Source organism: Sorangium sp. So ce1036, from assembly GCF_051369805.1.
Taxonomy (GTDB): Bacteria; Myxococcota_A; Polyangia; order Polyangiales; family Polyangiaceae; genus Sorangium; species Sorangium cellulosum_F.
In genome coordinates, this window is sequence record NZ_JBBMOX010000001.1 from 4214887 (window position 1) to 4240754 (window position 25868).

At 70.2% G+C, this 25868-nt stretch carries 18 protein-coding genes; 6 read left to right on the forward strand and 12 right to left on the reverse strand.

Annotation, left to right across the window (positions count from 1 at the left end):
- Positions 1 to 49: 49 nt before the first annotated feature.
- Positions 50 to 1546 carry a PPC domain-containing protein gene (locus WMF31_RS16030; RefSeq protein ID WP_436602777.1) on the reverse strand — a complete coding sequence of 499 codons (1497 nt, stop codon included), beginning with the start codon at positions 1544 to 1546 and terminating at the stop codon, positions 50 to 52.
- 254 nt (positions 1547 to 1800) lie between these two features.
- Here WMF31_RS16030 and WMF31_RS16035 point away from each other — a divergent pair, with 254 nt between their 5' ends.
- A complete protein-coding gene (locus WMF31_RS16035) occupies positions 1801 to 2094 on the forward strand; it encodes a hypothetical protein (protein ID WP_436602778.1) in 294 nt (97 codons plus the stop codon).
- Between the two features lie 100 nt (positions 2095 to 2194).
- On the opposite strand, the gene pruA is transcribed toward WMF31_RS16035, so the two are convergent.
- Entirely contained in the window at positions 2195 to 3835 is a 1641-nt protein-coding gene (gene pruA, locus WMF31_RS16040) for an L-glutamate gamma-semialdehyde dehydrogenase (protein ID WP_436602779.1), read from the reverse strand.
- Between the two features lie 184 nt (positions 3836 to 4019).
- Between pruA and WMF31_RS16045 the strand changes: the two genes are divergently transcribed.
- Positions 4020 to 5012, forward strand: a complete 993-nt coding sequence (locus WMF31_RS16045) for a DUF2804 domain-containing protein (protein WP_436602780.1) — start codon at positions 4020 to 4022, stop codon at positions 5010 to 5012.
- Positions 5013 to 5018: 6 nt separating this feature from the next.
- Here the strand turns inward: WMF31_RS16045 and ligA are convergent, their stop codons facing one another.
- Positions 5019 to 7058, reverse strand: coding sequence for an NAD-dependent DNA ligase LigA (ligA, locus tag WMF31_RS16050; protein WP_436602781.1), 2040 nt, complete (start codon positions 7056 to 7058; stop codon positions 5019 to 5021).
- Between the two features lie 13 nt (positions 7059 to 7071).
- Positions 7072 to 7557: an NUDIX hydrolase gene (locus WMF31_RS16055; RefSeq protein WP_242516401.1), complete on the reverse strand. Its 486-nt coding sequence runs from the start codon at positions 7555 to 7557 to the stop codon at positions 7072 to 7074.
- 677 nt (positions 7558 to 8234) lie between these two features.
- On the opposite strand from WMF31_RS16055, the gene WMF31_RS16060 reads away from it, so the two are divergent.
- Both WMF31_RS16060 and WMF31_RS16065 read left to right on the forward strand, forming a co-directional pair.
- On the forward strand, positions 8235 to 8516 hold the full coding sequence (locus WMF31_RS16060; RefSeq protein ID WP_436602782.1) for a hypothetical protein: 282 nt from the start codon (positions 8235 to 8237) through the stop codon (positions 8514 to 8516).
- Between the two features lie 59 nt (positions 8517 to 8575).
- Positions 8576 to 9394: a carbon-nitrogen hydrolase family protein gene (locus tag WMF31_RS16065; protein ID WP_436602783.1), complete on the forward strand. Its 819-nt coding sequence runs from the start codon at positions 8576 to 8578 to the stop codon at positions 9392 to 9394.
- 95 nt (positions 9395 to 9489) lie between these two features.
- Here WMF31_RS16065 and WMF31_RS16070 read toward each other — a convergent pair whose 3' ends face one another.
- From WMF31_RS16070 to WMF31_RS16080, 3 genes are all read right to left on the reverse strand, one after another.
- Positions 9490 to 9813, reverse strand: a complete 324-nt coding sequence (locus WMF31_RS16070; RefSeq protein ID WP_436602784.1) for a helix-turn-helix domain-containing protein — start codon at positions 9811 to 9813, stop codon at positions 9490 to 9492.
- 668 nt (positions 9814 to 10481) lie between these two features.
- Positions 10482 to 12419, reverse strand: a complete 1938-nt coding sequence (locus WMF31_RS16075; protein WP_436602785.1) for a DNA gyrase/topoisomerase IV subunit B — start codon at positions 12417 to 12419, stop codon at positions 10482 to 10484.
- Entirely contained in the window at positions 12420 to 14822 is a 2403-nt protein-coding gene (locus WMF31_RS16080) for a DNA gyrase/topoisomerase IV subunit A (protein ID WP_436602786.1), read from the reverse strand.
- Positions 14823 to 15385: 563 nt separating this feature from the next.
- Between WMF31_RS16080 and bamA the strand changes: the two genes are divergently transcribed.
- Both bamA and WMF31_RS16090 read left to right on the forward strand, forming a co-directional pair.
- Positions 15386 to 17782, forward strand: a complete 2397-nt coding sequence (gene bamA / locus WMF31_RS16085; protein WP_436602787.1) for an outer membrane protein assembly factor BamA — start codon at positions 15386 to 15388, stop codon at positions 17780 to 17782.
- Between the two features lie 207 nt (positions 17783 to 17989).
- Entirely contained in the window at positions 17990 to 18772 is a 783-nt protein-coding gene (locus WMF31_RS16090) for a rhomboid family intramembrane serine protease (protein ID WP_129348993.1), read from the forward strand.
- A gap of 267 nt (positions 18773 to 19039) precedes the next feature.
- Here the strand turns inward: WMF31_RS16090 and WMF31_RS16095 are convergent, their stop codons facing one another.
- The 5 genes from WMF31_RS16095 to atpD all read right to left on the reverse strand — a co-directional run bounded on the left by WMF31_RS16095 (position 19040) and on the right by atpD (position 25631).
- Positions 19040 to 19471 (reverse strand): hypothetical protein, encoded by a 432-nt coding sequence (locus WMF31_RS16095; protein ID WP_436602788.1) that lies wholly within the window; start codon positions 19469 to 19471, stop codon positions 19040 to 19042.
- 2 nt (positions 19472 to 19473) lie between these two features.
- On the reverse strand, positions 19474 to 21393 hold the full coding sequence (gene rpoD, locus WMF31_RS16100) for an RNA polymerase sigma factor RpoD (RefSeq protein WP_436602789.1): 1920 nt from the start codon (positions 21391 to 21393) through the stop codon (positions 19474 to 19476).
- A gap of 118 nt (positions 21394 to 21511) precedes the next feature.
- Positions 21512 to 23446: a DNA primase gene (dnaG, locus tag WMF31_RS16105; RefSeq protein WP_436602790.1), complete on the reverse strand. Its 1935-nt coding sequence runs from the start codon at positions 23444 to 23446 to the stop codon at positions 21512 to 21514.
- A 195-nt stretch (positions 23447 to 23641) separates the two neighbouring features.
- Positions 23642 to 24199 (reverse strand): ATP synthase F1 subunit epsilon, encoded by a 558-nt coding sequence (gene atpC / locus WMF31_RS16110; RefSeq protein ID WP_129348985.1) that lies wholly within the window; start codon positions 24197 to 24199, stop codon positions 23642 to 23644.
- Positions 24200 to 24206: 7 nt separating this feature from the next.
- Positions 24207 to 25631 (reverse strand): F0F1 ATP synthase subunit beta, encoded by a 1425-nt coding sequence (atpD, locus tag WMF31_RS16115; RefSeq protein WP_436602791.1) that lies wholly within the window; start codon positions 25629 to 25631, stop codon positions 24207 to 24209.
- Positions 25632 to 25868: the final 237 nt, after the last annotated feature.

Sequence of the window (25868 nt, forward strand, 5' to 3'; positions counted from 1 at the left end):
CCGAGCCCCGCGGAGACCGGAGCTCGAGCCGCGCGGGTGCGTCAGCCCCTCAGTTGGCCCTCGGCGGCAGGTAGCCGAAGCGGCAGCTGTACGCGCGGCTCGTCACATCCTCGGCGGGCGCGGCGGCCGACACCCGGACGAGCAGGCGGTTCTCCGCGGCGCCCGGCGGGATCGCGGCCGCGTTGATGAAGAGCTCCTCCGTCTCGCTCTCCGTGGCCGAGTGGGTGGCGGCGTCGATCTCGGCGCCATCTCCGTTCAGCACCTCGGCCTTGAGCCCGCGGATCCCTGACCCCTGGCGCTGCGCTCCGCAGGCGACCGAGATCGTCCAGCCCTCTTCCACGTTGTCGAGGGGGACCGCGTAGACGTCGACATCCGCGATTTCCCCGTCCGCGAGCTTGCCTTCGACGCCATAGATGACGCCGCTGGCCGTGTTGAAGAGGGCGACCAGGTCGTCTTCCGGCGTCGCCACGTCCCCGTTGGTCAGCTCCTCGGCCTCGAGGGGGTCGGAGCCCGTGCGCCCGTGGATCATGACGTAGAAATCGTTCTTCCCCACCTCGCCCTCGGGGCGCTTGACGAAGACGAGGTACTCTTTCCCGGCTTCCACGGGTACGGAGATGCTGCCTCCCTTCGCCGGGTCCACCTTCGCGTAGGCGCTGGTCAGATCGGTCGGATCGAAGACGGCGATCTCGCTGACCTCCACGGTCGAGCCATTGCCCTCGATCCCCGTCGGGCCGGTGACCCCGAGCTGGGCCACGAGGGCATGCTCGACCTCGGGGGTCTCCGGCGGCGTGAACGAGTAGACGTCGACGTCCGTCGCGCTCGCGAAGCTGCCGAAGACGAAGGTGGGGTAGTAGTCCGACTCGTCCTCGCGCAGCTCGTAGTGCAGCGTCACGGCCTGCTCGGCGTCATCGTTGGGCTCCGTGTCCGCGATGTAGCTGTCGGTCTCGCTCTCGTCCGGATCGATCGGGACCACCTGCAGCGCGTAGTCGAACGAGAGGATCTCCGCCGGGTCGGCGCAACCCCCGGAGAAGACGGCGTTGCAATCCTGGACGACGACGAAGTACTCGCCGTCCGCGGGCAGGACGGTGAGCAGGTTGCTGTCGTTGGTATTCCCTCCAGCGGGATCGTCGTTCTGAGCGAGCTGGTTCCCGTCCGCGTCGAGCAGCGTGACGACGACATCGGGATACGTGGGATCCAGCTCGTCTTCTGACGGCTTCGCGTCGGTCACGATGGAGATGGGCTGACCTTTGGTTCCGGTGAAACTGTAGTAGTCCGCGTCCGCGTCGATGGGCTCGAGGGTCCCCTGAACCGCGTTGCCGTCCAGCGGCGCGGCTTCGTCGATGCTGTCGTTCCCGTCGTCCACGTCGGTGGAGCCCGAGGAGCCGGTCGTCGTGGAGGGGGTGGTCGTGGTGGTCGTCGTCGTGGCGCCCCCGGCACCCCCCTCGCCGTCGCTCCCGCCGGCTCCATTGTCGCCGCCTCCGCAACCCGCGGCGGTCGCCGCGATCGTGCCAGCCACGAAAAAACCCAGCAAATACATGGATCTCATGGCACCTCCCAATGCTAGCTGCGTCCGAGGTCCCCTCGACGGACTCGAAGGAATAGTGCAACTACACTGTCATTCCCCCTCGGACAAGGACGGGCACGGTTTCGTCGGGCAGGCGTGGTATGTGTGTTTGATTACATAATCTTTCCTGAGCAGACGCCCTTCGGCGTGCGCCGGGCATGCCCCGCTCCGGGGCCCGCCGGGGCCGAGCCGCCGATGGGCTCGGCTCTCGTCAACCGGCACACCGGCGTGCTCCGATGAGCGCTGGAGCGTTCGCCATGCCCCGCTTCGCGCTCATCCTCGCCCTCCTGCTCGTCTCTCTCTCTGCTGCCTGCTCCGAGCGCGACCCGTGCGACGTGGTCTGCGCCACGAACGCCGAGTGCCAGCCCGACGGCCCGGGAAAGGACGCCTGCGTCGCGCTGTGCCGCGACCTGGCCGACCGCGCCTCCTACGCCACGGCGATCGAGCGCCAGGCGGACTGCTACGAGGCGGAGGACTGGTCGTGCTCCGACCTCGCCAGCGGCGCCTGCGACTACTCGCCGGAGGACTGATCGGGGAGGCGCTCCGCCCGTCCGCTCGCGCGCTCGCGCGTCCTACTCCGCTGCCATGAACGGGTAGGGGACGGCGCGCGGCGGCGCGAACGTCTCCTTCCTACTCCGCTGCCATGAACGGGTAGGGGACGGCGCGCGGCGGCGCGAACGTCTCCTTCACGACCCGCGGGGAGACCCACCGGAGCAGGTTCAGCATGCTGCCCGCCTTGTCGTTCGTGCCCGAGCCGCGCGCGCCGCCGAACGGCTGCTGCCCGACCACGGCGCCGGTGGGCTTGTCGTTGATGTAGAAGTTGCCTGCCGCGAAGCGGAGCGCGTCGCTCGCCGCCTCGATGAACGCCCGGTCCCGCGCGAACACCGCCCCCGTGAGGCCGTAGGGCGACGTCTCGTCGCAGAGCGCGAGCGCCCGCGCCTCCTCGCCGTCGGGATAGACCCAGACCGTGAGGACCGGCCCGAACAGCTCGTCCGTCATCAGGGCGTGGCGCGGATCCGTGGTCTCGATCAGCGTCGGCTCGACGAACCACCCCTCGCTCCCGTCGTGCGCGCGCCCGCCGCCGCCGCAGAGGAGCGAGCACGCCGGGTCCCCCTTCGCCGCGGCGATCCGCTCCGTGAGCCGGGCGTGCGCGCGCCCGTCGATCACGGCGCCCATGAAGTTGCGGAAGTCGGCGACGTCCCCCACGCGGAGCGCCTGGATGTGGCCCACGAGCCGGTCCTTGAGGGTCGGCCAGAGCGACCGGGGGATGTACGCGCGCGACGCGGCCGAGCACTTCTGCCCCTGGTACTCGTAGGCGCCCCGGACGAGCGCGACCGCGAGCGCGTCGACGTCGGCGCTCGCGTGCGCGAAGACGAAATCCTTGCCGCCCGTCTCGCCGACGACGCGCGGGTAGCCGCGGTAGCGCCCGATGTTCTCCCCGATGCGGCGCCAGATCGCCTGGAAGACCGCGGTCGAGCCGGTGAAGTGGATGCCGGCGAAGTCCGGGTGATCGAGGCACGCGTTCGAGACGAGCCCGGGCGGACCCATGACGAGGTTGATGACGCCGCGCGGGAGGCCCGCCTCGGTCAGCAGCTCCATCACGAAATGCGCCGAGTACAGCGCGTTGGCCGAGGGCTTCCACACCACGGTGTTGCCCATCAGCGCCGGGGCCGCGGGCAGGTTGCCCGCGATCGCGGTGAAGTTGAACGGCGTCGCGGCGAAGACGAAGCCCTCGAGCGGGCGAGGCTCGGCGAGGTTCCACATGCCGGGCGCGCTCGCCGGCTGCTCGGCGGCGATCCGGTGGGCGAAGTGGACGTTGTAACGGAAGAAGTCGATGAGCTCGCAAGCGGCGTCGATCTCCGCCTGGTACGCGGTCTTGCTCTGCCCGAGCATCGTCGCCGCGTTGAGCACGGGGCGGTACCGGGTCGCGAGCAGCTCGGCGGCCTTGAGGAACACCGCGGCGCGCGCCGTCCACGGCGTCCGCGACCAGGCCGGGTGCGCGCGCCGGGCGGCCTCGATCGCGCGCGCGACGTGCTCGGCGCCGCCCTGGTGAGCGCGGGCCAAGAGGAGGTCGCGCCGGTGCGGCGCGCGGACCTCCTCGAGCGCTCCGGTCCGGACCGCCTCCCCGTCGATGATCATGGGGATCTCGATCGTCTCCCGCGCCCTGCGCTCGAGCTCCGCCTTGAGGGCCGCGCGCTCCGGGCTGCCTGGGGCGTACGCGAGGACGGGCTCGTTCTGGGGGCTCGGGGGCGTGGCGATGGCGTCGATCATGCCGCGAGTCTAGCGGCGGCGCCGAGGGCGCGCAGCGCTCCGGCGCCGCGTTTCGCCGCGGCGGAGGCGCGCAAGGGGGCCGCGCGCGTGGTCGCGCTCGCCGCGCTGGCAGCGCTTCCGAGGATGCCGGGTTTCAGGATCCGCCCGCCTTGGGGAGCGCCCTCGCTGCCGCTACGCTCGCGAGATGCGCGAGCTCCTCACGCCGCCCGACGCGCTCTTCGATCCGGTCACGGGAGCGGCGCGCGCTGGCTCCTTCTGCGGCGATCTTCCGCGCGTCGATCTGACGCCGCTCGCGCCGCGCCGGCTCCACCGGCTGCTCAGGCGCAAGCGGTGGACCTACCTGGCGATCGCGTCGAACGAGGTCTTCCTCGCCGTCGCGGTCGTGCACCTCGGCTACCTCGCGCTCGCGTTCGGCGTCGCCTTCGACAAGGCGGGCCGGCGCTTGCTCGTGGACCGCTCGATGTTCGGCCCGCCGTTCGCGGCGAGCGTGGGCGGGGGCGGCTCCGCGCGCGCGTGGCTGCCCGGCGCGCGCGTCCGCATCGACCGCCCGCGCGGCGAGGCGAGCGTCACGGCGACCGCGGCGTTCCGGGGCCTCGAGCTCCACGCGCGGCTCACGAGCCGCGCGGCGCCGCCGGCCCTCTCGGTGATCGCGCCCATGCCGGGCGGCCTCCTCGCCACGACCGAGAAGCGGCTGCTCCTCGACGCCGAGGGGGAGGCGTCGGTGCTCGGCCGCCGGATCTCGCTCGACGGAGCGCTCGCCGGCTACGACCACACGGACGGCCTCCTGCCGCGCCGCACGACGTGGCGCTGGGCCCTCGCGCTGGGGCGCGCAGAGAGCGGCGAGCGCGTGGGCATGAACCTCGGCGAGGGGTTCGTCGGCGACGCCGAGTGCGCGCTCTGGATCGAGGGCGAGCTCGTCCCGCTCGCCGAGGGCCGGTTCACCTTCGACGCGGCGCGGCCGCTCGATCCGTGGCGCGTGAGGACCGCGGACGGCGCCGTGGATCTCGGGTTCGCCCCCGGCGCCGCGCACTCGAACCACACCCACCTCGGCGTGCTCGCGTCGGAGTTCATGCAGCCGATCGGCCTCTACTCGGGCACGATCCGCCTCCCGGGCGGGCGGGTGCTCGAGCTCCGCGACGTGCTCGGCGTCACGGAGGACCAGGACATCACCTGGTGAGCGCCGCTAGCCGCCGCGGCGCTCGGCGATGAGCCTGTCGAGATCGTCCTCGGTGATGAGCTTCGTGCCGTATTTGCGCGCCTTCACGGCCTTGCTCGACGTGGACTCCACGTCCGCGAGGACGAGGTAGTTGAGCTCCTTGGTGACGCTGCTCAGCACCCGCCCGCCGTTCGACTCGACGAGGTGGGTGAGCTCGCCGCGGGAGCGCGTGGCCGCGCCCGTGAAGCAGAACGTCAGGCCCGCGAGCGGGCCCTCCGCCTCGGGCGCGACCGGGACGATGCCCGCCGCGAGCAGCCGCGCGATCTCGTCGCCGCGCGCGCGCAGCCCGCGGACGATGCTCGCGGCCTTGATGGCGCCGAGCCCCGGGATGTTGGCGAGCTCGTCCTCGCCCGCGGCGAGCAGCTTCTCGATGGTGTTGTACCCGGCCGACACGAGCAGCCGCGCGGTCTGGATCGCGAACCCCTCGATGCCGAGCGCCGCGAGGAAGACCGGCAGCGTGAGCGGGAGGCGGCTCTTCAGCTGTTCGAGGCACTTCGTGGCGCTCTTCTCTCCGCGCCGATCGAGCTCCGCGATGTCCTTGACCGTGAGCGTGTACAGGTCGAGCGGCTCCCGGACGAGGCCCGCGGCCACGACCTGCTCGATGAGCTTGTCGCCCCACTCGAGCGCGCCGATGGCGTCGATCCAGTTGTGGATGCGCCCCTCGATGAGGGCGCGGCACCCGGCGTTCCGGCAGAGCAGGTACTCGCCCTCGACGACGAGCGGCGCGCCGCAGACCGGGCAGAGCGACGGCGGGACCGCGGCGGGGCCGCGCTTGTCGACGACCTCCTCGACGTACGGGATCACGTCGTTGCGGCGCGAGACCAGCACCTCGTCGCCCACGCCGATGCCGAGGCTCCGCACGTTGGCCGCGTTGTGCAGCGAGGCGCGCCGCACGTTGGCGCCGGCGAGCTCCACCGGCTCGACGATCGCCACCGGGGTGACGCGGCCGCTCGGCCCGGTGTCCCACTGGATCCCCACGACCGTCGTCACCTTGGCGGGCGACGCGAACTTGAAGGCGACGGCGCCGCGCGGCCTCCGGTTGACGTCGCCGAGCAGGCCCTGGAGGTGGAGCGAGTCGACGTAGACGACGAGCCCGTCGATCTCGTAGTCGAGGCTCGCGCGGAGCTCGCTCGAGTAGCGCCGGTAGAGCGCGATGACGTCCTCGACGCCGCCGTGGGCGGTCTGCGGCGTGGCGAAGCCGAGCTCGCGCAGCCAGGCGAAGCGCGCCCGGCACGTCGGGATCTCGAGGTGGTCGGCGACGTCGTAGAAGAGCACGGTGCAGCGCTCGGCCCCCTGGCCGTCGAACCGCTTGGACGCGCCCGCGGCCATGTTGCGCGGGCTCGTCACGCCGGGGAAGTGGCGCCGCATGTCCGAGAGCCGGAGGATGATCTCGCCGCGCACCGACAGCCTGCCCTGCTCCCGGATCCGCGAGGGGACGCCCTTCATCCTCGCGACGTTGGCGGTGATCCGCTCGCCCCACTCGCCGTCGCCGCGCGTGATGGCGTCGACGAGCTTGCCCCCCTTGTAGATGACCTCGATGGAGATGCCGTCGAGCTTCTCCGCGACGAACAGGTCGTCGGCGACCCTGGGCGCCTCGGGCGCCCCCGGCTGCGCGGCGCCCTCGTCGCGCGCGCCGCCCGCGGCGCGCGCGTCCTTCGCGAGGATCTCCTCGCAGCGCGCGACCCAGGCCCGGAGCTCGTCCTCGGAGACGACCTTGTTGAGCGAGCCCATCGGGATCTCGTGCCGCGCCTTCTCCCACTCCGTGATGAGGGAGGCCGAGCCGACGCGGGCGAGGACCGGGTGCGCGGGATCCAGGGCGCGGAGCTCGTCCTCGAGGGCGTCGAAGGCCGCGTCCGAGATCTCGGGGTGCCCGGCGTAGTAGCTCGCCCTGTATTTCTCGATGCGCTCGGCGAGCTCGTCGATGCGCGCCTTGTGCCTGGGGTCCGTCGCGAGCCCGCCCTGCAGCAGGCTGCGCGCTCCGGCCTCGTCGTGGTGTGCCTGGGTCATCGTGTCCCTCGGATCACTCGAGCTCGGTGTCGCCCGCGCGCCGGGCGGCGGCGAGCAGGTCCCCCATGCCCATCGCGAGCTCGCCGGGGAGCTCGTCGTCCCGGAAGAGCCTGACCTCGCGGATCTCGAGCGGGTTCTGGGGGGGCCGCGTCGGCGCGCCGATCCGCGCGGTGACGACGACGGTCACGGCGTGGAAGCGGACGTCGCGATCGGGGCGCGAGTACACCCCCACGACCCGACCGATCTCGACCTCGGTGACGCCGGCCTCCTCCGCGAGCTCGCGCACGATCGTGTCGCGGAGCGTCTCGCCCCACTCCAGGGTCCCTCCGGGGAGCGCCCAGGTTCCGGTGTCGCTGCGACGGATGAGCAGCCACCGGCCGTCCGCGGTCTGCGCGGCGGCGGCGATCCCGACGACGGGCCGCCGGAGCAGCGCGCGCGCGACCTCCTTGGCCAGGGCGAGCACGGAGCGCGGCATCAGGGAGAGGGGAGCGATTTCCATGAGAATTTCCGCAACGAGCCGGCAAAGCATAGGAGCGATCGGCGGTCGTCGGGAGAGGGTTCCGCTCGCCCTCGGCCGTTCCCGCCGGCGGCCGGGGGCCGTGCGGCGCGGGCTCTCGGTCCCGGGGGGACAGGCAGGCTACGATCGTCCCATGTTGTCGTTCATGCGGAGGGCGAGGCGCGTCGCTCTCGGGGCGGGAGGTCGCGCCGTGCTTTGCGGTGTGCTGGCCTCGGGGGTGGCGTTCGCGCTCGCGTCGCTCCCGAGCTGCACCGAGGAGCGGCTTCCACCTCCGCGCAGCGGCACGAGCGGCGCGACGACGGGCGCTGGCGGCGCGGGCGGCTCCCCGACCGACGCGAGCGTCGACGAGGAGCCCGGGCCGGCGAACCTCTGCGAGTGCCTCGCTGCCTATGGCGGCAGGGAAGGGCGGTGCGGCGACTGCTTCAACGAGCACGCGTCCCGTGGCGGGCGGTGCCAGGAGCAGCTCGCGGCGTGCGATGGGGAGCCCGGATGCAGGCAGATCAGCCTGTGCCTCAAGGGCTGCGGCCGCGATAAAGCCTGTCAGGCGGCGTGCGTGCTGCCGGAGGACGGCGGCGCCCCGCATCGAGCGTTCCAGCGGGTGCTCGCGTGCGTCTGTGCCGCGTGCGGTGCCACGTGCGCTTATGGCGTGCCACTCGAGTGTGCCATCCCCGATCTCGATGTGGATGGCGACGCGGGCGAGGGCGGCGCTCCGGGTGCCGGCGGAGCCGCGGGCGAAGGCGGAGGCGGCGCTCCGGGTGCCGGCGGAGCCGCGGGCGAAGGCGGAGGCGGCGCTCCGGGTGCCGGCGGAGCCGCGGGCGAAGGCGGAGGCGGCGCTCCGGATGCCGGCGGAGCCGCGGGCGCCGGCGGGACAGCGGGCGCCGGCGGGACAGCGGGCGAAGGTGGAGCGGCGGGTGCACCAGGAGACTGAGAGATCCCGGTGAACACCGCGGATATCCCGGCGTGCAGTCCACCCCGGTTCGTCGTGCGGTAGGCTTGCCCCATGCAGAGACCGGTCATCTGGGCGGCCCTTCAGCTCTCCAGCCAGGAGGACGTGGGCGAGAACCTGGCGCGGGTGGAGGCGCGCATCGTCGAGGCGGCGAACCGCGGGGCGACGACCGTCGTGCTGCCCGAGAACTTCGCCTACATGGGCAGCGAGGAAAAAAAGCGCAGCATCGCAGAGGATCTCGATGCAGGCGTCGGCCCGATCGTCCGCTGCCTCGCCGAGGCGGCGCGGTCCGCCCGCGTGACGATCGTGGCCGGCGGCTTCCCCGAGCGCGCCCCAGATCCCGCGCGGCCATACAACACCTGCGCGGTCTTCGCGCCCGACGGCCGGCTCACCGCCCGGTACCGGAAGATTCACCTCTTCGATGTCGAGATCGCCGACGGCACGAAGTACCGCGAATCCGCGTCGACGAGCGCCGGCGATCGCCCCGTCGTCACCGAGATCGACGGCGTGAAGCTCGGGCTATCCATCTGCTACGACGTCCGTTTTCCGGAGCTCTACCGTGCGCTCTCGTCCGCGGGCGCGGAGGCCGTCGTCGTGCCTGCGGCGTTCACCCTGCTCACCGGCAAGGATCACTGGCTCGTCCTGCTCCGCGCGCGGGCCATCGAGGCCCAGGCGTACGTCGTGGCCGCAGCGCAGTGGGGCAAGCACCCCGGCGGGCGGGCGACCTTCGGGAAATCGTGCGTGATCGATCCCTGGGGCGAGGTGATCGCTCAGGCCTCCGAAGGGGAGGGCATCGTCGTGGCGACGCTCGACCCCGCCTATCTCGATCGGGTCAGAACGAACCTCCCCGCGCTCCGGCACCGGAGGCTCTGATCGCGATGTCATGGGGGGTGGACCGTTTGGTATCGCTCGACCAGGGGGACGGCCTTGGCGCACGCGCCGCGTGCCCCCGGCCTCTGCCGTGCTGATCACTCGGCGGCGGCGTCGCCCCGCTCCGTCCCGTTGCTCGGGGGCGCGGCGCCCCCGCGCTTGGACAGGAGGGCCCTGAGCTCCGCAGGCCTGCGGAAACCGATGCGACGGGCCACATCCCCCTCGGTGAGCCCCTCGCGCAGCAGCGCGCGGGCGCGCTCCGCGCGCACCTCGTCGTAATAGACATGCGGGGATCGCCCGAAGGCGGCACGGAAGAGCCGTGCGAAATGAAACTCGGACAGATCGAGATTGAGGGCGATCTCGTACGAGCGGATCCGCTGGCCGGTCTCCGCGGCGTGGCGGATGCGCTCACGGCCGAGCAAGAGTCGCTCCGAGGTGCTGCGCGGGAGCGGGGCTGCGGAGCGTGAAGGAGAGGTGGAGCGCGCGGGTACGAGCGGCGCGGCGCGCTCGCGCGAAGGCTGCACGCCGTAGCCTGATGCCGGCGCGCGAGGCGCCGGGATCGGCACCGCGCGCGCGGCTGCCGCCGCGCTGGGGCCTGCAGCGGGAGCCGACGGAACCGGCAAGGCGCGTGCGGCCGGTGTGTTGTGCGACGAGGAGGGTGCGAGCGGAGTCGAGATGGGGAGCGCAGTCGTCACGAGTACCTCTCCAGCGGTGAAAGGGCTGTGTGCCACGGTCATCGCGGCCACTGGTGCGAGGTATTGCAACCAGTAGGCCGCAGGCCGCTGGAGCGGTCGCGTCCCGGATGCCTTGGGCATTCCACAGCACAAAGCGCGGGAATTGCCAGTCACCCTGCGCGCAATGCCACACCGGGTGTGGCCCGCTGTTCACGTGACATCGGCGCCCCGGATCCCTCGTGCCTGGCACAGGCGCGCCATTGCGGCACTCACGACGTCGCGAGCGCGTGGATGATCGCGCCCTCCTCGCGACGTGCTTTTTCCAGATCAGGTGATGAATATGCGCCGGCGGGGCGGCATCCAACGGCGCCCGCGCGCCGCCAGAGGCGGTGACCCCGGGATCCGTGGATCGCGGCTCAGACGTCGATCTCGGCGTTCGGCGCGCGCTCCATGATGAAGCGGAAGCGCGCCTGGGCGTCCTTGCCCATCAGCTCGTTCAGGATGCGATCGGTCTCGATCTCTCCCTCGATGACGACACGCAGGGCGCGGCGGCGATGGATGTCGAGCGTCGTCGCCTTGAGGTCCTCGGCGGGCATCTCACCGAGACCCTTGAAGCGCGAGATGTCCGCCTTGGCTGTCTTGGGGAGCCTCGCGAGGATCCGGTCGCGCTCGGCGTCGTCGAGGGCCCAGTGCGTCTCCTTGCCGACGTCGATCCGGTACAGCGGCGGCTGTGCCAGGAACACGTGCCCGCCACGGAGCAGCCCGGGCAGGTGCCGGTAGAAGAACGTCAGCAGCAGCGTCGCGATGTGCTGCCCGTCGCTGTCAGCGTCCATGAGCAGAAAAATCCGGCCATAGCGCAGCTTGGAGGCGTCGAAGTCCTTCCCGAAGCCGCAGCCGAGCGCGCTCACGATGTCCTGGAGCTCCTTGTTTCCGAGCACCTTGGAGGTCGACGCCTGCTCCGCGTTGAGCACCTTGCCGCGCAGCGGGAGGATCGCCTGCGTCCGCCGGTCGCGGCCCTGCTTGGCGGAGCCGCCGGCGCTGTCTCCCTCGACGATGAAGAGCTCGCTCTCGCTGGGGTCGGTCGACGCGCAGTCGGCGAGCTTGCCCGGCAGGTTGAGCCGGTGGGACACGGGCGTCTTGCGCAGGACCTGCTGCGTCGCCTCGCGCCGCGCCTCCCGGGCGCGCGCCGCCAGGATCGCGCGGGCCACGATCGACTCGCCCGCGGTCCCGTTGTGGAGCAGCCACTGCTCCAGCGCGGGCCGGACCATGCCCTCGACCGCCGGTCCTGCCTCGGGGTTGTTGAGCCGATCCTTCGTCTGCCCCTGGAACTGAGGGTCCTGGATGTAGATGGACAGCAGGCCCACGATCCCTTCGCGGATGTCGTCGGCCGTCAGCGTCACCCCCTTCGGCTGGATCTTCTTCGCCTCCATGAAGGCCCGGACCGCCTTCACGATCGCGGTGCCGAAGCCGGACTCATGCGCGCCGCCGGCGTGCGTGGGGATGCCGTTGACGTACGACTTCACGTAGTCGTCGGTCGACTCCGTCCACTGGAGCGCGGCCTCCAGCCGGATGTCGCCCTCGCGGGCGACGTGGAAGATGGACGGGTGCGTCACCGCCTTGCCGCGCTGGGCGACCAGCTTCGGCAGGAAGTCGGCGATGCCGTTCGGGTGGAGCAGCTCGACCGACTCCCCGGACGCGAGATCGCGGAACACGATCGCGAGCCCCCCGTGAAGGTAGGCCTTCGCCTCCAGGCGCTCGCGGATCGTCTCGGGATCGAAGCGCCGGTCGCGCCCGAAGATCTCCGGATCCGGCCGGAAATGGATGCTCGTGCCGTGCTTGCGGGTGGGCGCGCCCTTCCTGAGCTTGCTGGTCGGCGCGCCGCGCGAGAACGTCTGCTGGTGCTCGAGCCCGTCGCGCAGCACCCGGACCTCGACGATCTCCGAGAGCGCATTGACGACGCTCGATCCGACGCCGTGGAGCCCGCCCGAGACCTTGTAGTTGTCGTTCGCGAACTTCCCGCCCGCGTGCAGCGTGCAGAAGATCAGCTCGAGCGCGGCGCGCTTGTACCGGGGGTGGACGTCCACGGGGATGCCGCGCCCGTCGTCCGTCACGGTCGCGCCCTGGTGGTCGGCGTCGAGCGTCACCTCGATCCGCCTGGCGTGCCCGTTGATCGCCTCGTCGACGGCGTTGTCGACGATCTCCCAGAGCAGGTGGTGGTAGCCCCTGACATCGGTGCCGCCGATGTACATGGCGGGGCGCTTGCGGACGGGCTCCAGGCCCTCGAGCACCTCGATGTCGGCTGCGGTGTAACGCGCGCCGGACGCGGCGCGGACGGGGGGATTCGTGGCGGCCATTCAGCTCACCTCCAGCGTCGGTACGACCACGGCCGGCGGCACCACCCGGGCGAAGCGGTCGCGTCGCGCGAGCTGCTCGCCCTGGGTGCCGCGCGGGCCGGCGATCTTGCTCGCAGAAATCTCGAGGGTCTTGCCCTTCTCCGTCTCGACCGTGATGGCGTCGTTCGGCCCGAGGGCGAGCGCAGCGCCGACGAGCCGCTCCCCCTCCGCGACCCGCATCACGGACGAGCCCTTGCCCGGGCCGGAGAGCAGCGCGAGCTCGTCCACGGCCACGCTCAGCGCGTAGGCGTCGCTCGAAGCGCAGAGCACCCGGTCGGCGCCGTCCACCGCGTGGATGAAGAGCACCTCGTCGCCCTCGTTCAGCTTGGCAAAGCGGCGCCCGGAGCGCGTCGACGGGTCCCGGTGCGGCCGCAGCGAGAACCGGAAGCCCAGGCCGCCGCGGGTGATCGCGAGCGCGAACGGCGGCTCAGGCTCCGCCGCGTCCGGGGTCTGCGGCGGCACGTCGAGCGCCCGCGCGTCGAAGGAGAGCATCGCGATCATCCGCTCGCCGTCGGCGAGCTTGAACAGCTTCTGCACGGGATCGCCGTAGCCGGTCGACTGCGGCACGTCGTGGATGCGGCACACGTAACACGCGCCGAGGTTCGAGAAGAACGCGACGGTCGCCCGCGTCGAGCCGGCGACGGCCGCGAGCACGCTGTCTCCCTCGCGGATGCGCGTCGAGGAGAGATCCTTCACCTCGCGGACCCGCTTCACCCAGCCCTGCGCCGAGAGGATGACGTTCGCGTCCTCGGCGACGATGAAATCCTCGGCCTGGTACTCGGGCTCGTCGAGCGCGCCGACGACCTTGGTGCGGCGCTTCTCCCCGTAGGAGCGCTTGATCTCGACCAGCTCGTCGCGGACGATCGCCCAACGCTTCTCGTCGCTCTTGAGCAGCCCCTCGATCCGCTTCGCCTCGGCGCGCTTCCCGGCGAGCTCCTTCTGCACCAGCAGGATCTCGAGCCGCGCGAGCCGGTAGAGCTTGAGCTCGAGGATCGCGTCCGTCTGCTCCTCGCTCAGGTCGAAGCGCTTCATCAGCTTCTCGGCCGCGTCGGCCTTGCCCTCGCTCTTGCGGATGATCCGGATCACCTCGTCGAGCGCGTCGAAGATCTTCTCGAAGCCCTCGAGGATCGTGATGCGCCGCCGGAGCTCGCCGAGCTCGAACTCGAGCCGCCGCGTCACCGTCGCGTAGCGGAAGTCGAGGAACTGGGTCAGGATCTCGTGCAGGCCGAGCCGCCGCGGCGCGGCGACGTCGGGGTTGTCGGTGGGCACGAGGCAGGTGAGGTTCACCTGCACGTTGATCGCCAGCGGCGTCTGTTTGTAGAGGTACGCCATCACGAGCTGCGCGTCGGCGCCGCGCTTGAGCTCCATCACGATGCGCACCTCGCTGGTCGACTCGTCGCGCACGTCGAGGAGCGTCGGCAGCTTCTTCGAGACGATCACCTCGGCGATCTTCTCGACGATGGCCTTCCGCTCGATCCCGTACGGGATGGAGGTGATCACGATCTGGGGCGCGGCGCCGCGCTTGCCGTCGCCCTCCTCGAGCTGCCACTCGCCGCGGAGCTTCAGCGAGCCCTGGCCGGACGTGTAGACGGCCTCCAGCTCCTTCTTCGTCGCGTGCAGCTGGCCGCCGGTCGGGAAGTCCGGCCCCTTCACGTGCGTCAGCAGGCGGAGCGTGCTGAGCTCGCGGTTCTCGATCAGCGCGACGCACGCGTCGACCACCTCGCCCAGGTTGTGCGGCGGGATGCTCGTCGCCATCCCGACCGCGATCCCCTGCGAGCCGTTCACGAGGAGGTTCGGGAAGCGTGACGGCAGGACGATGGGCTCGAAGCGCGTCCCGTCGTAGTTGGGGCGAAAATTCACGGTGCGCTGGCCGAGCTCGCTCAGGAGCTCGAGCGCCAGGGGGCGGAGCTTCGCCTCCGTGTAGCGCATCGCCGCCGGCGCATCGCCGTCCACGGAGCCGAAGTTCCCGTGGCCAGCGATGAGCGGCGCGCGCATCACGAAGTCTTGCGCCAGCCGGACCATCGCGTCGTAGATCGCGACGTCGCCGTGCGGGTGGTACTTGCCCATCACGTCGCCGACGACCGCCGCGCTCTTCCGGTACTTCGCGTCCGGCCCGAGGTGCAGGTCGTGCAGCATCGCGTAGAGGATGCGGCGCTGCACCGGCTTGAGCCCGTCGCGCACGTCTGGGAGCGCGCGCGAGGTGATGACGCTGAGCGCGTAGTTCAGGTACCGGCGCTGCGCCTCGTCAGCGAGCGAGGTGTCGGGCACCGGGGGCGGCGGCGGCTCGCCGTCGCCGGGCCGGCCGCCGCGGCGGCCCTTGCGGGGCGCCTCACCATCGGGCGGGAGGGAGGGGGTTCGGGACACGGCGTTGCTCCAGGAAATACGCGGGCACCCGTGAACAGGTGCTCCGATGTTCAGGTGGACGCTGGCGAGCCTCGGCAATTACCCAGGGCATCGCGCTCGGTCAAGGTTGCCTCGCGGGAATTCCTGGCGATGCGCTCGTCTGCGCTCGTGCGGGCCCTGGCATAGCGTCAGATGGCCACCAGATCGACCCGGACGCGGGGGTCTTCGTAAAGCGCCCCGGCCGGCGACGCCTTGTTTTCGGCGTCCGCCCTTGAGACTCACGGCGTGCTGGGCTACGGGGTGGCGCCTTGTACGCGACAGGCACCCGTCCAACGCTTCGCCTCCCCGGCCGCTGGCTGCGGCTCGTCTGGCTCGGCTTCTTCCTGGTGTTCGTTGCGGCAGTGGCCCTACCGCCCCGGCTCGCGGCAGCTCAAGTGCCCGGAGGTGCTCCGGAAACGCAGCCGCCAGGGGGCAGCGCCACGCCGTCTCCCGCCCCGGCCGGCGCCGCCCAACCGCCTGCGTCAGGCACCGCGGCCGGTGGAGCACAGCCAGGCGCCGGTACACCTGCGCAGGCCCCCGCCGACATGCCGGAGCCGACGCTCGACCTGGCGCCCACCGAGGCCGAGCTCGCCCGTGGGCAACCGGTGGTGCAGATCGTCGTCGCCGGCAACCGGCGCATTTCTACGGAGGACGTACTTGTCTACCTCGGGCAGACGAGGGTCGGCAGGCCGTTCACCCCCGAGGGGCTGGCGCGCGACGTGCGCGAGCTCTGGCAGTCGGGCCTGTTCGATGACGTCGAGGTCGACCTCACCCGCCGCGACGACGGCGTGAGCCTGCGGGTGCTCGTCCGCGAGCGACCGAGCATCAAGGCCATCGAGTTCTCCGGCAACGACGAGATCAGCAGCGAGGATCTCACCGAGGCGCTCTCGGTCGAGGTCAAGACCGGCACGATCCTGAGCCACGCGGCGATCCGGCGAGGGGTGCAGAAGCTCCGCGACAAGTACGCCGAGGAGGGCTTCTTCCTCGCCGAGGTCAGCCACGAGATCATCCCGGCGCGGGAGAACCAGGTCACCCTCAAGTTCACGATCAAGGAGCACGAGGCGGTCACCGTCCGGCGCATCACCTTCATCGGCAACCACCACATCTCGGACGAGGAGCTCCGGGAGGTGATGATCACGGGGCAGGGGGGCTTCTTCGCCTTCGGCACGGGCGGGCCGTTCCGCCAGGACGCGTTCGAGCGCGACGTCCTCGTGATCAACGCGCTCTATTACGATCGCGGCTTCCTGGCGGTGCAGGTCGCGACGCCGCGGGTGATGCTCACGCCCGACCGGACGGGGATCGAGGTCACGCTGACGATCAACGAGGGGCCGCGGTTCCGCATCCGCTCGCTCCGCGTCTACGAGCGGGACGCCGATGGCCGCGAGATCGAGCCGCTCGGCGGGCGCCGGGCGCTGCGCGAGATGGTGCGGGCCAAGCCGGGCGACTGGTTCAACCGCGCCGAGCTCGCGAAGGATCTCAGCGCGATCCAGACGCTGTACCGGGACGCGGGCTACGCCAACGTCGAGGCCACGCCGGAGACCCAGCTCGACCCGGACAGGCGCGAGGTCGACATCACGGTCAGCATCCGCCGGAACCAGCTCGTCTACTTCGGGCGCATCGAGATCCGCGGCAACACGAAGACGCGGGACAAGGTGATCCGCCGCGAGATGGAGGTGGAGGAGCAGCAGCTCTTCAGCGAGACGAAGCTGGAGCGATCGAAGCAGCGGATCACCGCCCTCGGCTACTTCGAGCGGGTCGACATCTCCACCGAGCAGGGCGACGACGCCCAGCACATCAACGTCAACGTCGACATCGGCGAGAAGCCGACGGGCACCTTCCAGATCGGCGCCGGCTTCTCGAGCGTCGAGAGCTTCATCGCGACGGCGCAGGTCCAGCAGGCGAACCTGCTCGGCAACGGCCAGTCGCTCTCGCTCCAGGCGCAGATCTCCGGCCTGCGGCGGCTCGTCGACATCCGCTTCTTCGAGCCGTACCTGTTCGACAGCCCGTTCTCGATGTCGGTGAGCGTCTACAACCAGCTGCGCGCTTACCAGGAGTTCTCGCAGACCTCCACGGGCGGCTCGGTGACGCTCGGCTACCCGATCATCGAACCCGAGCTCCGCGCGTCGCTGACCTACACGCTGGAGAGCGACGAGATCTCGTCGGGCACGACGACCGTCCTCGGCACGGCCGAGGCGCGGTCGACGTTCCAGCGGCTCCCGCTCTACAACCTCTTCAACGACGGGATCACGTCGAGCATCCGCCCTGCGCTCACGTTCGACACGCGGAACAACCAGCTCTTCCCGACCTCCGGCGTCTACCTGCAGGGCTCGGTGGAGCTCGCGCACAGCGCGTTCGGGAGCGAGAACCAGTTCCTGCGGTACCGCGCGACGGGCAGGTTCTACTACCCGATCACGGACAGCCTGATCCTCAAGCTGAACACCGAGGCCGGCATGGTGACGAGCCCCAACCCGGAGGGCGTGCCGATCTTCGCGCGCTTCTTCCTGGGCGGCATCCTCGACGTGCGCGGCTTCGAGCTCAGGGACATCGGGCCGCGCCTCCCTCTCCAGGAGACCCTCGATCCGAACTCACGGTTCATCGCGCACGGCGCGAACATCGGCGGCAACCTGATGTACTACCAGAACCTCGAGCTGGAGTTCCCGCTCCTCGAGGCGGTGCAGATCAAGGGCGTCGTCTTCACCGACCTGGGCAACGCGTGGAACCTCGAGAAGCTCTACTGCGAAGCCGCCCACGCCTCGCCGCACGACGTCACGAACCCGTGCTTCTCGATCGAGCGCCTCCTCGACGTCCGCACCTCGTGGGGCTTCGGGCTCCGGTGGTTCTCCCCGCTCGGGCCGCTGCGCTTCGAGTGGGGATTCCCGTTCAAGCGGCTGCCCTACGAGGAGACGTACAAGTTCGAGTTCAACATCGGCAACTTCTTCTGAGCGCCGCCCCGCGGGCTCTGCAGGGGCGTGGGCGCCGACGCGGCGCGCACGCTCCTCGACCGGCGCCGGGCGAGCCCTACCCGGGAGCGTCCCGGGTGACACGAGGGGCGGCGCCTGCGCTCGGCACGGGCCTGGCAGGGGCCTGATCGCCGTATACTGCGGGGGCAGCGGTTGCCCGGCGGAGGCGCGGCTGTTAGGTGGAGAGCCATGCGCCCGGAGCACACCTCGATGGGGTTCCCCAAGCCAGGCAAGGCCCTGCTGGGGATGATGGTCGCGATTGCCTGCATCTGGGTGATGTTCACCCTGGGCATGAACTGGGCGGGCGCTGGCGGTGGCGTGCTCGAGCCGTTCCTGGGCATCAGCGAGCGGGTGCTCGGCGGCCAGGTGTGGCGGCTGTTCACCGCCCCCCTCATCCACAGCCCGAGCGATCCCTGGCACTTCGTCATGACGCTGCTCGGCCTGTACTTCCTCGGCACATCGCTCGAGGAGCGCTGGGGGGCCGGCCGCATGCTGGCGTTCCTGTTCGGCTCCGCGGCCTTCGCGTTCGCGCTCCAGGTGGCGGTCGGCGCGCTCTTCCCGAAGGTGTCGCAGGCGGTGTTTTATGGCGGGCTCGGGATGATCGAGGCGGTCGCCGTCGCCTGGGCGCTCGCGCACCGCCACGCCACGGTCCGCCTCTTTTTCGTCCTCCCGGTGACGGGCACCATGCTGCTCGTCTTCATCTTCGCCATCTCGGTGCTCAACGTCATCGCCATGCGCGCGCCCCCGGAGGGGCTGATCACGCCGTTCGGCGGCATGCTGGCCGGCTACCTCTTCGGCGATTTCTCTCCGCTGCGCCGTTTCTACCTGCGGATGCGCTTCCGCCAGCTCCAGGCGCAGTCCGCCGCGCTCCGCCGCGTCCCCGCGGCGCGCGGCCGCTCGGGGAGCGTTCCGCTCCGGGTCATCCCGGGCGGCCAGAAGGACCGTCCGAAGGACAAGCGCTACCTGAACTGAGCCGCTGTGGCGGCCTGCTCGGAGGAGCATGGCGTGCGCTGGGTCCGTTGCGGCGCCAGCCGGGGGAGCGTGGCCTGCGCTAACGCCGCTGCTGCGCTTGCGCGAGGGGAGTGGCCTGCGAAGAGACCGCAGCGGCGCCAGCCCGGGGGAGCGCGGCCTGCGCCGAGGTTGCTGCGGCGGGGGGCGCGGGGGCGCTATCTGGCCGTCTGAGCGTCGAACCCGCTGCCGCAAGCCTCCGGCTCGCTCGCCAGGGGCCCTCGGTGGCGTTCATGGCGCAGCGCATTGGCGGATCCCATCGAGTGTCTTTGCGCGCCTGAGGCAGTCGAGCTCGCCCGGGTCCACCTCGCTCCCGGCGAGCTCTCTCTTGCAGTCGGACGTCCACTCGGAGGAGAGCCTCTCGCCCTCGCTCCTCAGCACCACCGAGGCGTGACCCGAGCTGCCCGCATCCGCCGGACCCACCCGCTTCATCTCCGCCTCCCACGCGGCGCGCATCGCCTCGCCGACCCTGCGGCAGTCGTCCTCGGACAAGGTCCTGCCGCACCCGGCGCAGAGCAGCGCGCCGGCGACCCCGAGGAGGAGCGCGGCGGCGTACTGCTCGGCAAGCGAGCCGCTCTCCGCGCGACCGCGTAGCGCGCCAGCGGAGAGCCGGCCGCGCGCGCTGCTCGCGCGGCCGGCCTTTTGCCAAGCAGGCGAGCCCACGATCAGCTGTCGATGAAGCTTTTGAGCTGCTTCGACCGGCTGGGGTGCCGGAGCTTGCGAAGCGCCTTCGCCTCGATCTGGCGGATGCGCTCGCGGGTGACCTCGAAGTCCTGACCGACCTCTTCGAGGGTGTGGTCGCTCTTCTCGCCGATGCCGAAGCGCATCCGGAGCACCTTCTCCTCGCGCGGCGTCAGCGTCTTCAGGACCTTACGGGTCTGCTCGGCGAGGTTCATGTTGATCACGGCCTCCGCCGGCGAGATCACGCTCTTGTCCTCGATGAAGTCGCCGAGGTGCGAGTCCTCTTCCTCGCCGATGGGGGTCTCGAGCGAGATCGGCTCTTTCGCGATCTTCAGGACCTTCCGCACCTTGTCGAGCGGGAGCTCCATTTTCTCGGCGATCTCCTCCGGGGTCGGCTCGCGGCCGTACTCCTGCACGAGGTAGCGCGAGGTGCGAATCAGCTTGTTGATCGTCTCGATCATGTGGACCGGGATGCGGATCGTCCGCGCCTGGTCCGCGATCGCGCGGGTGATCGCCTGCCGGATCCACCACGTCGCGTACGTCGAGAACTTGTAGCCGCGCTTGTACTCGAACTTGTCGACGGCCTTCATCAGGCCGATGTTCCCTTCCTGGATGAGGTCCAGGAACTGGAGGCCGCGGTTCGTGTACTTCTTCGCGATGGAGACGACGAGCCGGAGGTTCGCCTCGACCAGCTCCGCCTTGGCGCGCTCCGCCATCCGCTCGCCCTCGCGGATGTTCTCGTAGGTCTCGCGGATCGCGGCGACGTCGATGTTGAGCTCCTCCTCGACCTTCTTCAGGCCCTTCTGGGCGTTCTTGATGGTCGACTCGAAGTCGTTGAGCTCCTCGCGGTTGACATTGAGCTTCCTGGCGAGCCGGCCCTCGAGGGCGCGGTTGCCCTTCACCTTGATGAGCTCGCGCTTGAGCTCGCCCTTCGAGAGCCCCGTGCGCCGCTCCAGCTCCGTCGCGCCCGCCTCGGCCTTCTCGACCTTCGAGATGAGGCTCTTCAGCTTCTGGACGATCTTGTCGATGGTGCGCTTGTTGAGGCGCATCTCCTCGAGCGTCGTCACGAGCTCGGCCGTCGCCTGCGTCACCTCGATATCGATCTGCTTGCGGCGGGCCTCCGTTTTGACGTCCTTGCGCTCTTCGAGGAGCTCCGCCTTCTTCTTGTCGACGCGCTTGACCTTGTCGATGAGGCGGATGATGCGCCGATCGGCCTCCTCCTCGTCGAACTCCTGGTCGTCGTTCTCGGCGTCCTTGATGAGCTCCTTCACGCGGATCTTGTGCTTCCGGAGCTTCTCGCCGAGCTCGATGATCTCGCGGACGGCGATGGGGGAGTCGAGGATGGCGGCGTTGACCTTCTGCTCGCCGATCTCGATCCGCTTCGCGATCTCGACCTCGCCCTCGCGGGTGAGCAGCGAGACGCTGCCCATCTTGCGGAGGTACATCCGGACCGGGTCGTTCGACTTCGAGTAGTAGTCGACGTCCTCTTCCTCGCGATCCGGCGTGACGACGAGCTTCTTCTCGCCCGCCTCCTCGTCCGCGATGCGCTTCGGCGCGATCTTCACCTGGGTCGCGCCGTCGACGATCTCGATGTCCTCGTCGCCGAGGGCGCCCACCACGTCGTCGAGCTGATCGGGCGCGACGTCCGCGGGGAGCGCGTCGTTCACCTCGTCATAGGTGAGGAACCCCTTGCTCTTGCCGGTCTCGACGAGCTTTTCCAGCGTCTTCCGGTCCTTCTCTGAGCGCTCGGCTCGGATGCCCGCGTCTCCTTTGCTGCTTGGGCGTGCCCCTGCCTCAGCGTGGCCGCGCGTCGAAGCGTGGCGCGCGCCGTTCAGCGCGCCGCCCCCCGTAGCCCTCGCGACCCCGCCTGCCCGACCGGAAGATTGCTTGGCCTTGCTCGCCATTACCTCATGCTCCACTTACGGCGATCCGCTCGCCGCGACCGACAAGACACCAAATGATTCCGACTCACTTTAGGGATCACGCCCGTCGGGCCGCCACGGAGGAGCGTCCCGGAACGCATCAAGGAAGACCGAGCCCCCCCGCTCTCCGTTGGAATAGTTCGCGCAGCAAAGCGTTTTCAGCATCGGGGTCGACCGTGCTCTTCTGAAGCTGGCTCATTACGGCTGCCTTCTGTCGTGCGAGGGCTTGCCTGCTCAACTTTTGCGAATTTTCCAAGAGTGTCGCCTTGGCCGTCGAGGCCGCTTCGAAGACAGGCGAGACCAGCCGTCCAGCCGCGAATGAATGGATCGGAGCCGGGACTTGCGCAAGAAATTCGCTGGCGGCAAGACCCATTTCAAATGTGAAATTTTGACGCGCCGCAGCAACTGCCAGGGCGACTTCGCCTTCCAGACATTCCAGGACCGCTTCCGCATCGGGATCGTGCAGTAATTCTGGAAAATCGAGCAGGGATCCTAACATTTCTAGTCCGATCTCTTTTGTTCGCTCCCTCGATCTTGCTCGCTCATAGCTCTCGGTGGACTCCGAGCAGCGCAGCGGTCGCGTCGGCGTCTGGGACGTAGCGCTCACGAGCATACGGGTAAGGTGAGCTAGATCGCTCATCGGCTGCCCGTTGATGAGGAGCTTCGAGGCCAGCTGGTCGGCATAGGTTGAAGCCATCAGACGCAGGTCGGGATCTGACTCGGTGCGGAGGAGCTCTGCTACGGCGCGAGCGCGCGCGTGCTGCTCGGTCAGCGTGGCCGTCTTGAACCTGTCGATATCGAGCTCCTCGTTTATCAGATGCTGCAGGAGGTTCGTCGCACCGTTCACCAACTTGAGGACCGACTCGGCGCCCCTTTCGCGCGCCAGATCGTCCGGATCGACGCCGGCGGGCAGCGTGGCGACGCGCGCGCCGAGCCCCGCCTCGCGGCACGGGACGCGCGCCGCGCGCGTGGCTTTCTTGCCGGCCGCGTCGCCGTCGAAGAGCAGCACGACCGCGGGCGCGAAGCGCTTGATCAGCTTGGCCTGCCCGGGGGTGAACGCGGTTCCGAGCGGAGCGATCGCGTGGCCGATGCCGCGCGCGTGGAGCGCGACCACGTCGAAGTTGCCTTCCACGAGGATCGCTTCGCCGCGCTGCCGGATCGCCTGGCGCGCCTGGTACAGCCCGAAGAGGTGCTCCCCCTTCGTGTAGATCGGCGACTCGGGGCTGTTGATGTACTTCGCCGGCGCGCCGTCGCCCTGCGGCGCCGGACCGGTGATTCCGAGCGACGACAGCTCCGCGGGGCTCGGATCGGGGAGCGCGCGACCGCTGAACGCGATCACCCGGCCCATCACGTCCGTCACCGCGAACATGAGCCGGTGCCGGAAGCGATCGTAGTGGCCGCTCCCCGACGAGCGCGGCACCAGCAAGCCGACGCGCTCCGCGAGGACCGGGGAGACGCCTTGCTGCCGCAGGTACGTGGCGAGCGCGTCCCAGCCGAACGGGGCATAGCCGATCCGGAACGCCTGGAGCGCGTCGGAGATCGGGTCCACGGCCTCACCGTTGCCGAGCGGTAGACCGCGTCGCTTTAGCTCCTCGTGGGCGTAGCGCGCGAGCGGGTGGGGGCCGCCGCTCGGGCCGCCGCGGAGGCTGTGCTCGAAGAACGTCGCGGCGAGGTGGTTGACGGCGTAGAGGTCGTCCTTCGACTTGCGCGCCGCGTGCGCCTCCCGCCGCTCGAGCTCGGTCAGCGACTCCTCCACCTCGATCCCGGCGCGCTCGGCGAGCGCGCGCACCGCCTCGGCGAACGTCCTGCCCTCGAGCTTCATCACGAAGTCGATGGCGCTGCCGGTCTCCTTGCAGCCGAAGCAGTGATAGAACCCGCGGTTCGGGTTCACGTGGAAGCTCGGCGTCTTTTCCTTGTGGAAGGGGCAGAGCCCCGTGAAGGAGTGCCCGCGGCGCGTGAGCCGCACGCTTTCGCCGATGAGCGCTACGAGATCCGTGCGCTCTTTCACGAGCGCGATCGTCTCCGGAGAGATCATGGGCTGCCTTGGGGGCCCCGTACCCGCGGGGCCCACAGATGACGGGTGGACGTGAACGGCGTGGCGCCGGTTGCGCCAGCGCCGGGTGATGCAGGCAGCTCGCGAAGGGGGAACCCCCCCAGCCCCTCGCGGTCTGCGTGGAGGACAGTGTCCTGTGCGACGGCCGCGCGCGCAAGGCGGTAGCCGCCGGGGACGTCACTTCGGGTCGGGGAACGGAGAGCCGGGCTTCTTGTGGTCTGTGAGGCTCTCGTCGGGCTGGGACCCCTCGACCATCTCTTCGAGGGACGGCGCCTCGGCGTGGTCGACGAGGAACCGCGTGTCCTCGCGGACCATCGGCGGAGGCGGGTCGCCGATGAGCTCGAGCTCGGTGGCGAGCCACTGCTCCTCTTCGATGAGCTCTCGGCGGCGCGGGTCGGTCAGGTCGCCCTGCCAGTGGTCGAGCTCAGCGTCGACCTCCTTGAGCCGGCGGCGCACCCTCACGACATCGACGTCTTCCTTCGTCGCGAAGCGCTCCGTGAGCAGCAGGGCGGTGTCGTGGGCAACCTCGACGAAGCCGTGATGGACGGCCAGGCGGTGCTCCTGGCCGTTCTGGTGGTAGGTCACGAGGCCAGTGCGCAGGGCGGCGAGCAGCGGGAGGTGACCCGGGAGCACGCCGAACTCGCCGGCGACGCTCGGCGCGGTCACGTCAGTGACCTGCTCGCGCAGCGCGACGCCCGTCGGCGTCACGATCTCGAGAAGGATTGTCTCGGCCATGGCTGCGTCAGGCCGCCTTCTGCGACGCTCGAGCCTTCACCTCGTCGATGCCGCCCACCAGGTAGAAGTCCTGCTCCGCGATGTGGTCGAGCTTACCGTCGAGGATCTCTTCGAAGCCCGCGATCGTGTCCTTGAGCGGGACGAGCTTGCCCTCGAGCCCGGTGAACTGAGCCGCGACGAAGAACGGCTGCGACAGGAACTTCTGGATCTTGCGGGCGCGCGAGACGACGAGCTTGTCGTCCTCGCTGAGCTCGTCCATGCCGAGGATGGCGATGATGTCCTGGAGGTCCTTGTAGCGCTGCAGCGTCTGCTGCACGCGCCGCGCCACGGAGTAGTGCTTCTCGCCGACGATCTGGGGATCGAGCATCGTCGAGTTCGAGTCGAGCGGATCGACGGCCGGGTAGATGCCGAGCTCCGAGATCGCGCGCGAGAGCACGGTCGTGGCGTCGAGGTGGGCGAACGCCGTGGCCGGCGCGGGATCGGTGAGATCGTCGGCCGGGACGTAGATCGCCTGGACGCTGGTGACGGAGCCCTTCGTCGTCGAGGTGATGCGCTCCTGGAAGGCACCCATCTCCGTCGAGAGCGTCGGCTGGTACCCGACGGCGCTCGGGATGCGGCCGAGGAGCGCGCTCACCTCGGAGCCCGCCTGGGTGAACCGGAAGATGTTGTCGACGAACAGGAGCACGTCCTGGCCCTCCTCGTCGCGGAAGTGCTCGGCCACGGTGAGGGCCGAGAGCGCGACGCGGGCGCGAGCGCCCGGGGGCTCGTTCATCTGGCCGTAGATCAGCGCGGCCTTGGAGATGACGGGGCTGCCGTCGGCGAGCTTCGACTCGCTCATCTCCAGGAAGAGATCGTTGCCCTCGCGCGTCCGCTCGCCGACGCCGGCGAAGACCGACACGCCGCCGTGCGCCTTCGCGACGTTGTTGATGAGCTCCAGGATGAGCACCGTCTTGCCGACGCCGGCGCCGCCGAAGAGGCCGATCTTGCCGCCCTTTCGGTAGGGGGCGATCAGGTCGATGACCTTGATGCCCGTCTCGAAGACCTCGACCTTGGTCGACTGCTCGATGAACGGGGGGGGCTCCCGGTGGATCGGCGCGGTCTTCTTGGCGTGAACGGGGCCGGCCTCGTCGACCGGCGCGCCGACGACGTTCATGATCCGGCCGAGGCACTCGTTGCCGACCGGCACCATGATGGGGTTGCCCGTGTCGCGGACTTCCATCCCGCGTACGAGGCCGTCGGTGGAGTCCATCGCGATGGTGCGCACCGTCGACTCGCCCAGGTGCTGAGCGACCTCGAGCACCAGGTTATCGGGCTCAGCCGAGATGCTCGGGTTGCTCACCTTGAGCGCGTTCAGAATCTTGGGCAGCTGGCCCGGCGGGAAATCGACGTCGACGACCGGTCCGATGACCTGGGTGATCTTTCCAACAACCATGGAGCGGGAGCCCTCCTCGTACGAGCTTTGACGAGTCGCGCGGCCCACTAGCACGGACCTGCGCGTCCGACTAGTGCCGCGAGCCAGAAATCAGGCCGGGCTCTCCGGCCGCCGCTTCGCGGCGAGAGAGGCGCGCCGTGGTGCCGGTGGGGCGGGATTTGATCCCGAACGCCGCGGATCCTTGGCGCTGGTCGCACCTCGGCGCAACCAGCAAGGAGGCGCCGCGGCGCCCTCGCG

Coding starts and splice junctions, on each gene's coding strand:
- WMF31_RS16030 (WP_436602777.1), bottom strand. CDS start 1,546: ATGAGATCCATGTATTTGCTGGGTTTTTTCGTGGCTGGCACGATCGCG.
- WMF31_RS16035 (WP_436602778.1), top strand. CDS start 1,801: ATGAGCGCTGGAGCGTTCGCCATGCCCCGCTTCGCGCTCATCCTCGCC.
- pruA (WP_436602779.1), bottom strand. CDS start 3,835: ATGATCGACGCCATCGCCACGCCCCCGAGCCCCCAGAACGAGCCCGTC.
- WMF31_RS16045 (WP_436602780.1), top strand. CDS start 4,020: ATGCGCGAGCTCCTCACGCCGCCCGACGCGCTCTTCGATCCGGTCACG.
- ligA (WP_436602781.1), bottom strand. CDS start 7,058: ATGACCCAGGCACACCACGACGAGGCCGGAGCGCGCAGCCTGCTGCAG.
- WMF31_RS16055 (WP_242516401.1), bottom strand. CDS start 7,557: ATGGAAATCGCTCCCCTCTCCCTGATGCCGCGCTCCGTGCTCGCCCTG.
- WMF31_RS16065 (WP_436602783.1), top strand. CDS start 8,576: ATGCAGAGACCGGTCATCTGGGCGGCCCTTCAGCTCTCCAGCCAGGAG.
- WMF31_RS16075 (WP_436602785.1), bottom strand. CDS start 12,419: ATGGCCGCCACGAATCCCCCCGTCCGCGCCGCGTCCGGCGCGCGTTAC.
- bamA (WP_436602787.1), top strand. CDS start 15,386: ATGCCGGAGCCGACGCTCGACCTGGCGCCCACCGAGGCCGAGCTCGCC.
- WMF31_RS16090 (WP_129348993.1), top strand. CDS start 17,990: ATGCGCCCGGAGCACACCTCGATGGGGTTCCCCAAGCCAGGCAAGGCC.
- rpoD (WP_436602789.1), bottom strand. CDS start 21,393: ATGGCGAGCAAGGCCAAGCAATCTTCCGGTCGGGCAGGCGGGGTCGCG.
- dnaG (WP_436602790.1), bottom strand. CDS start 23,446: ATGATCTCTCCGGAGACGATCGCGCTCGTGAAAGAGCGCACGGATCTC.
- atpC (WP_129348985.1), bottom strand. CDS start 24,199: ATGGCCGAGACAATCCTTCTCGAGATCGTGACGCCGACGGGCGTCGCG.
- atpD (WP_436602791.1), bottom strand. CDS start 25,631: ATGGTTGTTGGAAAGATCACCCAGGTCATCGGACCGGTCGTCGACGTC.